General features: G+C 36.9%; 5 protein-coding genes, 3 pseudogenes and 1 riboswitch. Of the genes and pseudogenes, 7 read left to right on the top strand and 1 reads right to left on the bottom strand.

Translation table 11 applies throughout. The annotated features are described in order from the left end of the window. The first annotated feature begins 10 nt into the window (after positions 1-10). Both gyrB and gyrA read left to right on the top strand, forming a co-directional pair. Positions 11-1942 (top strand): DNA topoisomerase (ATP-hydrolyzing) subunit B, encoded by a 1932-nt coding sequence (gene gyrB, locus ABLV95_RS13120; RefSeq protein WP_176721542.1) that lies wholly within the window; start codon positions 11-13, stop codon positions 1940-1942. A 35-nt stretch (positions 1943-1977) separates the two neighbouring features. Next, positions 1978-4684: pseudogene (gene gyrA / locus ABLV95_RS13115) on the top strand (DNA gyrase subunit A). 70 nt (positions 4685-4754) lie between these two features. Here the strand turns inward: gyrA and ABLV95_RS13110 are convergent. Next, positions 4755-5567: an NAD(P)H-hydrate dehydratase gene (locus ABLV95_RS13110; protein ID WP_427705683.1), complete on the bottom strand. Its 813-nt coding sequence runs from the start codon at positions 5565-5567 to the stop codon at positions 4755-4757. A gap of 404 nt (positions 5568-5971) precedes the next feature. Here ABLV95_RS13110 and hutH point away from each other — a divergent pair. The 5 genes and pseudogenes from hutH to metX all read left to right on the top strand — a co-directional run bounded on the left by hutH (position 5972) and on the right by metX (position 11699). Continuing rightward, positions 5972-7481 (top strand): annotated as a pseudogene (hutH, locus tag ABLV95_RS13105) (histidine ammonia-lyase). Between the two features lie 325 nt (positions 7482-7806). Continuing rightward, the gene (gene serS, locus ABLV95_RS13100; RefSeq protein ID WP_069826406.1) at positions 7807-9090 is read left to right on the top strand and encodes a serine--tRNA ligase; all 1284 of its coding nucleotides are present in this window, start codon (positions 7807-7809) and stop codon (positions 9088-9090) included. Positions 9091-9418: 328 nt separating this feature from the next. After that, positions 9419-10115 (top strand): annotated as a pseudogene (locus tag ABLV95_RS13095) (AzlC family ABC transporter permease). Continuing rightward, positions 10112-10441: an AzlD domain-containing protein gene (locus tag ABLV95_RS13090; protein WP_460872232.1), complete on the top strand. Its 330-nt coding sequence runs from the start codon at positions 10112-10114 to the stop codon at positions 10439-10441. The pseudogene ABLV95_RS13095 and the gene ABLV95_RS13090 overlap by 4 nt, the downstream one beginning before the upstream one ends. Before the next feature lie 128 nt (positions 10442-10569). Next, positions 10570-10670: riboswitch (SAM riboswitch) on the top strand. Positions 10671-10730: 60 nt separating this feature from the next. After that, positions 10731-11699 carry a homoserine O-acetyltransferase MetX gene (metX, locus tag ABLV95_RS13085; RefSeq protein WP_460872231.1) on the top strand — a complete coding sequence of 323 codons (969 nt, stop codon included), beginning with the start codon at positions 10731-10733 and terminating at the stop codon, positions 11697-11699. Positions 11700-11743 lie beyond the last annotated feature (44 nt).

Here is an 11743-nt window from a genome sequence, read left to right as displayed (position 1 = left end):
GAAAGTGAAGGTGGAAGCATTGTCAGATGTGAACAACACGGAAGATTATGGTGCTGGTCAGATTCAAGTATTAGAAGGTCTAGAAGCGGTTCGTAAACGACCAGGTATGTATATAGGTTCAACTTCAGCAAGAGGTTTGCATCATCTTGTATGGGAAATCGTCGATAATAGTATCGATGAGGCACTTGCTGGATATGCCGACGAAGTTGAAATTGTTATAGAAAAAGATAATTGGATAAAAGTTACTGATAACGGACGAGGCATTCCAGTAGGTATTCAAGAAAAAATGGGACGTCCTGCTGTAGAAGTTATTTTGACAGTGCTTCATGCCGGCGGTAAATTTGGCGGCGGCGGATACAAAGTATCTGGTGGCTTACATGGTGTAGGTTCATCAGTAGTTAACGCGTTGTCTGAAGATCTTGAAGTGTACGTTTACAAAGATAACCAAATTTATCATCAGGCCTATAAAAAAGGGATACCGCAATTCGATTTGAAAGTTATCGGAGAAACTGATGAGGCTTCTGGTACGGTAATTCGTTTTAAAGCGGATTCTGAAATATTCACTGAAACTACAGAATATCACTATGAAACGTTACAACAACGTACAAGAGAGCTTGCTTTCTTGAATAAAGGTATTTCAATTACGTTAAGAGATGAACGTGAAGAGGAAGTTAGAGAAGACTCTTATCGCTATGAAGGTGGTATTAAATCTTACGTAGAAATGTTGAATGAAACGAAAGAACCACTTCATGATGAACCGATTTATGTACATGAATCAAAAGATGATATTGAGGTTGAAATCGCATTACAGTATAACAAAGGTTATGCAACTAACTTATTAACATATGCGAATAACATCCACACATACGAAGGTGGTACACATGAAGAAGGATTCAAACGTGCCCTTTCTCGTGTGCTAAACAGCTATGGTATAAACAGTAAAATAATCAAAGAAGATAAAGAGCGACTTTCAGGTGAGGATACACGTGAAGGTTTAACAGCGGTCGTGTCTATCAAACATAGTGATCCACAATTTGAGGGACAAACTAAGACGAAACTTGGTAACTCAGAAGTGCGTCAAGTCGTTGATAAATTATTCTCTGAACTATTTGAAAGATTCTTATACGAAAATCCACAAGTCGGACGTATTGTCGTTGAGAAAAGTATTATGGCATCACATGCACGTCTTGCGGCTAAAAAAGCACGTGAAGTGACACGTCGTAAATCTGCTTTGGAAATCTCAAGTCTACCTGGTAAACTTGCAGACTGTTCTAGTAAAGATCCGTCTCGAAGTGAAATTTTTATCGTCGAGGGTGACTCTGCCGGAGGGTCTACAAAATCAGGCCGTGATTCAGAAACACAAGCGATTTTACCGTTACGTGGTAAGATTTTAAACGTTGAGAAAGCACGATTAGATAGAATACTAAATAACAATGAAATTCGTTCAATGATTACTGCTTTTGGTACAGGAATTGGCGGAGAATTTGATTTAAGTAAAGCACGTTATCACAAGATTGTCCTTATGACAGATGCCGATGTCGATGGCGCGCACATTAGAACATTGCTTTTAACATTCTTCTATCGCTTTATGAGACCGTTATTAGAAGCGGGATACGTGTATATTGCGCAACCACCACTTTTCAAATTGACGCAAGGTAAACAAAAATATTACGTGTTTAACGAACGTGAATTAGATAAGCTTAAAGAAGAACTAGACCCAAGTCCAAAATGGTCGATTTCACGTTACAAAGGTCTCGGTGAAATGAATGCGGATCAATTGTGGGAAACTACAATGAATCCTGAACACAGAGCGTTACTACAAGTATCACTAGATGATGCGATAGAAGCAGACCAAGTATTTGAAATGTTGATGGGCGATGTTGTTGAGAATCGTAGACAGTTTATTGAAGATAACGCAGTCTATGCGAACTTAGATTTCTAATACAATGAACTGAATTTTTGAAGGAGGATATCTTGATGGCTGAACTACCTGAATCAAGAATTAATGAACGAAATATAACCAATGAAATGCGCGAATCGTTCTTAGATTATGCGATGAGCGTTATTGTCTCACGTGCTTTGCCAGACGTTAGAGATGGATTAAAACCAGTACATCGACGTATATTATACGGATTACATGAACAAGGTATGACACCTGACAAATCATATAAAAAATCTGCACGTATCGTTGGGGACGTAATGGGTAAATATCACCCACACGGTGACTCATCGATTTATGAAGCAATGGTAAGAATGGCGCAGGACTTCAGCTATCGATATCCTTTAATTGATGGTCAAGGTAACTTTGGTTCAATGGATGGTGATGGTGCTCGCTGCGATGCGTTATACAGAAGCACGTATGTCTAAAATCACGCTTGAAATGTTGAGAGACCTTAACAAAAATACAATTGATTTCATAGATAACTATGATGGTAATGAAAGAGAGCCGTCAGTCTTACCATCAAGGTTCCCGAACTTATTAGTTAACGGTGCTTCGGGTATTGCTGTTGGTATGGCTACTAATATTCCACCGCATAACTTAACAGAAGTTATTAACGGCGTATTAAGTTTAAGTTATAACCCTGACATCACTATTTCTGAATTAATGGAAGATGTCCAAGGTCCTGATTTCCCTACAGGCGCTTTAATTCTTGGTAAAAGTGGCATCCGTCGTGCATTTGAAACTGGACGTGGTTCAGTTATAATGCGTTCTCGTGCTGAAATAGAAGAGCGCGGTGGCGGACGTCAACGTATCGTAGTGACTGAAGTACCTTATCAAGTCAATAAAGCGCGTATGATAGAAAAAATCGCTGAATTAGCTCGAGATAAAAAGATAGAAGGTATTACAGATTTACGTGATGAAACAAGTTTACGTACAGGTGTACGTGTCGTAATTGATGTTCGTAAAGACGCAAACGCAAGTGTTGTTCTAAATAACTTGTATAAACAAACGCCATTACAAACATCATTTGGTGTAAACATGATTGCATTGGTAAATGGTAGACCGAGACTTATCACGCTTAAAGAAGCATTGGTTGAATACTTAGATCATCAAAAAATAGTTGTAAGAAGACGTACTGAATACAACTTGAAAAAAGCATTAGACCGTGCACATATTTTAGAAGGTTTAAGAATTGCACTGGATCATATTGATGAAATCATTAGAGTAATACGTGAATCAGATAACGACAAAATTGCGATGGCAAGCTTGCAAGAGCAATTTAAGTTAACTGAACGCCAAGCGCAAGCAATATTAGATATGCGTTTAAGACGTTTAACTGGTTTAGAACGCGATAAGATTGAATCAGAATACAATGATTTAATTGCTTATATTGAAGAGTTAAAAGCAATTCTTGCAGATGAAGAAAAGCTTTTACAAATCGTGCGTGATGAACTCATTGATGTTCGTGATCGTTTTGGTGACGAACGTAAAACTGAAATTCAACTTGGTGGCCTTGATAATATTGAGGATGAAGACTTAATCCCTGAAGAACAAATTGTTATTACATTAAGTCATAATAACTATATTAAACGTCTACCTGTTTCAACATATAGATCACAACACCGTGGTGGTCGTGGTGTACAAGGTATGAATACGCTCGAAGAAGACTTCGTTAGCCAACTTGTAACGTTAAGCACGCATGATCACGTTTTATTCTTTACGAATAAAGGTCGTGTTTATAAACTTAAAGGTTATGAAGTACCAGAACTCTCACGTCAGTCTAAAGGTATTCCAGTAGTCAATGCCATAGAGTTAGATAGTGATGAATCTATCAGTACAATGATTGCCGTTAAAGATTTAGAAAGTGAAGAAGATTACCTTGTATTTGCAACACTGAAAGGTAGAGTTAAACGTTCTGCGTTAAGCAACTTCTCACGCATAAACAGAAACGGTAAGATTGCTATCAACTTTAAAGATGATGATGAATTGATTGCAGTACGTCTTACAGACGGTGAAACTGATATTCTTATCGGTACTGCGCATGCGTCATTAATTCGCTTCCACGAAACTGCATTACGTCCACTTGGTCGTACAGCAGCAGGTGTGAAAGGTATTACGCTTAGAGAAGGCGATAAAGTTGTCGGCTTAGATGTTACTAAAGCGGAACAAGATGATGAAATCCTAGTCGTTACTGAAAATGGTTACGGTAAACGTACACCTGTAGGAGATTACAGATTATCAAACCGTGGTGGTAAAGGTATTAAGACTGCTACGATTACTGAGCGTAATGGTAATATTGTTTGTATAACATCAGTCACAGGAGAAGAAGACTTGATGGTTGTCACAAACTCTGGTGTTATTATTCGTATTGATGTAAATGACATTTCACAAAATGGTCGTGCGGCCCAAGGTGTGAGATTAATCAAATTAGATGATAATCAATTTGTATCTACTGTAGCTATAGTAAACGAAGAAGATGAAGAAGAAGTTGAAGCAACTGAAGAATCTGGAACAACTGAATCAGGTTTAACAAATGCCCAAACAACGGATTCTGAATCACAAGATGCGTCATCAAGTGATGAAGCGGTTGTAGAAGATAACACACCAGGTAATGGTATCCATACAGAAGTTGAAGATGACAACTCTGAAGAAGATGGCCGTAAAGAAGTAAGAGAAGACTTTATGGATCGTGTTAACGAAGATATCGATAATGCAGATAGCGACGACAACGAAGAAGAATAATCTTTGATTAAAGATAAATACACATATAAAAAGACCTACCTCACTAAGGTAGGTCTTTTTTCGTTATAAGTTAACTTTCTAATGATTTCATTGCATGTGGAATCTCGCTTATAAGTCTTGATGGTGGAACGACATACATTTTCTCTGCTAACTGTTCACCAATGAAGCTATGTGCGTATGTTGCACTTGTGACAGCTTCCTGAGTGTCATCAAATTGCCCGACGAAACTCGTAATCATTCCAGCTAGGGTGTCACCCATGCCTCCAGTCGCCATAGCGGGCGTACCGATTGGTAATTTATAATCTTTATCTTTGAAATAAATCTCCGTACCATGCATTTTCAGGACAATAGTTGCTCCGATACGATCTACCGCTTCACGATTGCGTTCATATGTTTGTTCCTCAATAGGAATACCACTTAAACGTTCCCATTCTTTTTGATGTGGTGTGAAAATGACATGACAAGCAGGTATTTCAGGTTTCAATTTACTGAAAATCGTTATAGCATCTCCATCTACGATTAGCGTTTGATGCGGTTGGATATTTTGTAGTAAGAATGTAATTGCGTTATTACCTTTGAAATCACAACCTAAGCCAGGACCGATTAAGATACAATCTGTGTTTTCAATCATTTTTGTTAACATTTTTGTATCATTAATATCAATAACCATTGCTTCAGGACAACGAGAATATAGTGCGGCATGGTTCGTTGGATGTGTAGCTACTGTTATTAGTCCACTGCCACTATAAACACATGCACGCGCCGCAAGCATAATCGCGCCACCTAAGTTAGCATTACCTCCAATTAAAAGGATTCTGCCATAATCACCTTTATGTGTATCATCTTCACGTTTAGGAATGCTTACCGATGATAAAGTTTCCATATTGAAACCTCCTTTTAAAATTCATGATAATTTAACGCTATTGATTTTTGAATAATATGCGTAAAAGTCAGAGTTTAAAATTACCAAAGTAATTATAAATCTACTTTAAAATCTTCAATTATGTGTGCAAAATATTGCTATCTATTGAAGTGTTTTTATTTTCGAAATTTTTAAACTGTTTTTTAATACAATAGAAAATAATAAACCCGCATTGCATTTAAGTCAATAGGTAAACCTGTTAAGAAATTATTAACTTTTCTAAAATGAAGATTAATGCTCCTTTACCCTATTAAAACAGTGATTTGATACCATGTTACGGATGTGTCAAAAGCTATTGTTCTGCTGAAAATGTAAGCGTATACTCGAATTAATCGAATTAAATTCATAAGTAGGGAGATGGAGAAATGACATTACAATTAAATGGAGAAATGCTTACAATTGAAGATATCAAGAAATTTTTATACGAGAAAGATACGGTGGAAGTGACTGAAGAAGCTTTTGAACGTGTAAAGCAGAGCCGTCAAACAGTAGAGAATATTATAGCGAATAAAGAGACAGTCTATGGTATTACAACAGGTTTTGGTTTGTTCAGTGATGTGCGTATTGATGAAGGGGAATATAATCAATTACAAGTGAATCTTATCCGTTCTCATGCGTGTGGTATGGGGGACCCATTTTCAGAGGAAGTGTCATTAGTGATGATGGTATTAAGATTAAATACCCTACTTAAAGGACATTCTGGTACTACAGTAGATTTAGTAGAACAGCTCGTATACTTCATTAATAATAGAATTGTGCCAGTAGTTCCTCAACAAGGCTCACTTGGTGCTTCTGGAGATTTAGCACCATTATCTCACTTAGCATTGGCCTTGATTGGAGAAGGTAACGTGTTTTACCAAGGTGAAGAGGTAGACAGTCGGTATGTCTTAAATAACTTGAAACGTAAACCACTAGAATTACAAGCAAAAGAAGGGCTAGCACTAATTAACGGTACACAGGCGATGACTGCCCAGGGTGTAATTAACTATATAGAAGCAGAGAGTCTAGGCTATCAAGCAGAATGGATTGCTTCACTTACACATCAAGCACTCAATGGTATTACAGATGCTTACAATGAAAAGGTACATAAAGCACGTAACTTCCAAGAACAAATTGATGTAGCTGCGCGTATGCTAGATTGGTTAGAAGGTTCTGAGTTAACAACGACACAAGGTGAAGTACGCGTGCAAGATGCTTATACTTTACGCTGTATCCCACAAATTCATGGGGCAAGTTTCCAAGTGTTCAATTATGTTAAAGAAAAACTAGAATTTGAAATGAATGCTCGCAAATGATAATCCACTTATATTTGATGAAGATGATGAAACACTAGTGATATCAGGTGGTAATTTCCACGGACAACCGATTGCTTTTGCCTTAGATTTCTTAAAATTAGGAGTCAGCGAACTGGCTAATGTTTCAGAACGTCGACTAGAAAGACTTGTGAATCCACAATTGAATAATGGCTTACCTGCATTTTTAAGTCCACAACCAGGTTTACAAAGTGGTGCAATGATTATGCAATATGCGGCAGCAAGTTTAGTTTCAGAAAATAAAACACTTGCACATCCAGCCAGTGTCGATTCTATACCGTCGTCAGCGAATCAAGAAGATCATGTATCTATGGGAACGATCGCTTCTCGTCACGGTTATATGATGGTTGAGAATGCACGACGTGTCTTAGCGATAGAGACGATTATTGCATTACAAGCTGTAGAATATAAAGATATTGATAAGCTATCACCAAAAACGTATGAAAAATATCAAACGTTACGCCAAATCATACCTTCAATCACAGAAGATAGACAATTTCATAAAGATATCGCGACGGTATCGCAATATTTACACGATACTGCGTATATGAATGAGATATAATAGACGTCAGCACTGTCACTCTTGAAAAATATAAGGTTATTTGCTATATTTAAAACAAGTTAATAAGTTATTGTTCGTAGGCTAAGTAGTATTAATTGTTTGGTTTCAGAGAACTTGTGGTTGGTGTGAACAAGTAATCAACGTTAGTGTGAATCTACCTACTATTAGAAGAACAATCGGCTTTGGCCGTTATTTATGGAGAGTGCGACCTCATTAGGCTGTTAAATAGGGTGGCAACACGTAGACCACGTCCCTTGTAGAGGGGATGTGGTCTTTTTTGTGTTATTATCCAAACATTTTTAAAAATTGAAAGGATGAATGCGATATGTTAGACATTAAATTATTCCGTAACGAACCTGATTTAGTTAGAGAAAAAGTAACAAAGCGTGGTATGGATGTCCAAGTAGTTGACGATATTTTAGCATTAGATGAAAAACGTCGCCAATTAATTAGCCAAGCTGAAGAAATGAAAGCGCAACGTAACAAAGTAAGTGGAGAGATTGCTCAGAAAAAACGTAATAAAGAAAATGCAGATGACGTTATTGCAGAGATGCGTAAACTTGGAGATGAAATTAAAGTCTTAGATGACGATTTAAACCAAACAGACAGAGATCTTAATGATAAATTATCTCGTATTCCGAATATAATTCAAGATGATGTTCCTGTAGGCGCGTCAGATGAAGAAAACGTAGAACTTAAACGTTGGGGCACACCAAGAAACTTTGATTTTGAAGAAAAAGCACATTGGGATCTTGTAGAAGATTTAAAAATGGCTAACTTTGAACGTGGTGCTAAAGTATCAGGTGCTAGATTTGTCTTCTTAACTGGTGAAGGTGCACAATTAGAAAGAGCGTTAATGAACTATATGGTAACGAAACATACAACACAGCATGGTTATACAGAAATGATGGTACCACAATTAGTAAACGCTGATTCAATGTATGGAACAGGTCAATTACCTAAATTTGAAGAAGATTTATTCAAAATTGAAAAAGAAGGGCTGTACACAATTCCAACAGCTGAAGTACCGTTAACGAATTATTACCGTAATGAAATTATAGGTCCTGATGTCTTACCAGCTAAATTCACAGCACAATCAGCATGTTATCGTAGTGAAGCGGGTTCAGCCGGACGTGATACAAGAGGTCTGATTCGATTACATCAATTCGATAAAGTTGAAATGGTTCGTTTTGAAAAACCAGAAGATTCTTGGGATGCGCTTGAAGAAATGACAAATCATGCAGAAGCGATTTTAGAAGAACTTGTGCTACCTTATCGTCGTGTGAATCTGTGTACAGGTGACATTGGATTTGGAGCTAGTAAAACATATGACTTAGAAGTTTGGTTACCAAGCTATAATGATTATAAGGAAATTAGTTCATGTTCAAATATAACTGACTTCCAAGCGCGTCGTGCGAATATCCGTTTCAAACGTGATAAAAATGCTAAACCAGAATTAGTGCATACACTAAATGGTAGTGGGTTAGCAGTGGGACGTACATTTGCGGCAATCGTTGAAAACTATCAAAACGCAGATGGTTCTATTACAATACCTGATGCTTTAGTTCCATTTATGGGCGGTAAAACAGAGATCCGTCCTGTAAAATAAAATTAAATAAGTATGGCTAAAAGAGCGTAGCAAAGACCTTTGTTGCGCTCTTTATTTATATCGAGGTGGGGTAGGGGAGGGGTAAAATTAAGTGGATTTATAAAATTATGTAAGTAACATCAATGGTTTTTCATGTGAAAAATAACAGGTAAGTCTAAAATATTTCATAAGATTCAGAAAAGTTTAAAACGTTGATAAATAAGATTTTTAAAACAGAGGGTTGTCTTCCGTCACACAAACGGAATGCTAAAGTGATTGAATATAACGCCTAATTTATATTAAACTTAAGCTATTGTTTTTTAAAATTAAAAATGAAAGGAGTGAGGTAATGGAAGCGCATGTAACTTTTAAGCAAGGTGTGAAAGAATGTGTTCCTACATTATTAGGATACGCTGGGGTAGGGCTGTCTTTTGGAATTGTTGCTGTAGCCTCAGGATTTAGTTTGCTTGAAATTATCTTACTCTGCTTACTTGTATATCTTGGTGCTTGCACAATTCATCATTTGTGCATTAGTCATCGCAGGTACACCGATTTCTGCGATTGTGTTAACAGCATTTATCGTAAATTCCAGAATGTTTCTACTAAGTATGACGCTTGCACCGAGTTACCAATCATACGGCTTATTAAATCGAATAGGACTTTCAACGCTTATTACAGATGAAACGTTTGGTGTAGCAATTACGCCACATCTTAAAGGAGAAAAAATTAACGATCGTTGGTTATATGGTTTAAATATCACAGCTTATTTGTTTTGGACATTTGCATGTGTTATTGGTGCTATATTTGGAAAATACATAAACAACCCAGAGACGTTAGGTTTAGATTTCGCTATTGTCGCGATGTTTATCTTTTTAGCTGTGTCACAGTTTGAATCAGTTCAACGCTCTCGCATCAAGACGTATTTTGTATTGATCATTACTGTAATTGTGATGATGCTTCTTCTAAGTCTCTTTATGCCGTCTTACGTGGCAATTATTCTTGCTTCTACGGTAGCAGCTGGACTCGGGGTGGTGATGGAACGATGACAACAACGACGCATATGCTTATTATTATTTTGCTTTGTGGTATTGTGACATGGTTTACACGGATTATACCGTTTTTACTTATATCTAAAATTAAACTATCTGAAAGAGTTGTAAAATGGTTGTCGTTTATACCAATCACGTTATTTACTGCTTTAGTTATTGATGGTTTGATTGAACAACAAGATGGCATGATGGGTTATAGCATTAATGTGCCGTTTCTAATTACGATGGTCCCGACAATAGTGATTGCAGTTATCACACGTAGTTTAACAATTACAATCATAGGTGGCATTATTATTATGGTCGCATTAAGATGGGTATTTTAATTATTTCATTGATGTAAATCATTTTATCCGTTAGAATGACAATAATTAGAAAATTCCGACATTTTTTAAAAATGAATGGATTGTTGGAACATCAATAGTAGTAATGTAGTGCAATACAATTAAAATAAATCTTATTTCGAGAAGCTAAGGGATTTGGCCCAATGATGCTTCAGCAACCGGCTAAATAAAGTACGGTGCTAAAACCAACGATATAGTCGAATGATAAGTAATTTTCAACTTCTTACTTATTGAATAGTGAGGAGTTTTTTTACTAAGTAGGAGGTAAGTCATGACGAATTATACGGTTGATACATTAGAATTAGGACCATTTACAACAGAGTCAGGAGAAACGATCTCAAACTTAAAATTACGTTACGAACATGTTGGATTGAAAGGTCAACCTCTTGTGGTCGTGTGTCATGCTTTGACAGGAAATCACTTAACATATGGCACAAATGAACAACCTGGATGGTGGAGAGGTATTATTGATGGTGGTTATATGCCGATTAATGATTATCAGTTTTTAACTTTCAATGTAATTGGTAGTCCATTTGGCTCTAGTTCTGCGCTTACGGATGAAGACTTCCCAGAACAACTGACTTTGCGTGATATTGTGCGTGCAATTGAATTAGGTATTGAGCATTTAGGCTTTGAACGTATTAATATACTTATAGGTGGCTCTTTAGGTGGCATGCAAGCAGTAGAGTTATTATATAACCGTAAATTTGAGGTTGATAAAGCAGTTATACTTGTCGCTACACAGAGAACATCTTCATATAGTCGTGCATTTAATGAAATTGCGAGACAAGCGATTCATTTAGACCATGAACAAGGTATGAGTATCGCAAGACAACTCGGCTTCTTAACATACCGTTCGTCTAAAAGTTATGAACAACGCTTCTCGCCAGATCAAGTGGTTGCATATCAAAGGCACCAAGGCGATAAGTTTATGAAACACTTTAGTTATGCATGTTATTTAACACTGCTTGACGTCTTAGACAGCCACGATGTGGATAGAGGGCGTGATGACGTGGACGAAGTGTTCAGCAGACTGGATACTAAGATTATGACAATGGGCTTTGCGGATGACTTACTTTATCCTGATGATCTTGTTTATGCAGTTGGCCAACGATTCAAATACCATAAACATTTCTTTGTACCTGACAATGTAGGGCATGATGGGTTTTTAGTTAATTTTAATGATTGGGCACCTAATTTATACCATTTCTTAAAGGTTTATAAAATCAAGCGTAAATGAGCGTGACTGTACTATAGAATGTTAAATTTAGGACGACACAGCAG

It is taken from the genome of Staphylococcus sp. Mo2-1 (assembly GCF_046721385.1).
Classification (GTDB): Bacteria; Bacillota; Bacilli; order Staphylococcales; family Staphylococcaceae; genus Staphylococcus; species Staphylococcus equorum_A.
Note: the sequence above shows the minus strand (reverse complement) of the source record. Positions and strands in the feature narration are given on the sequence as shown.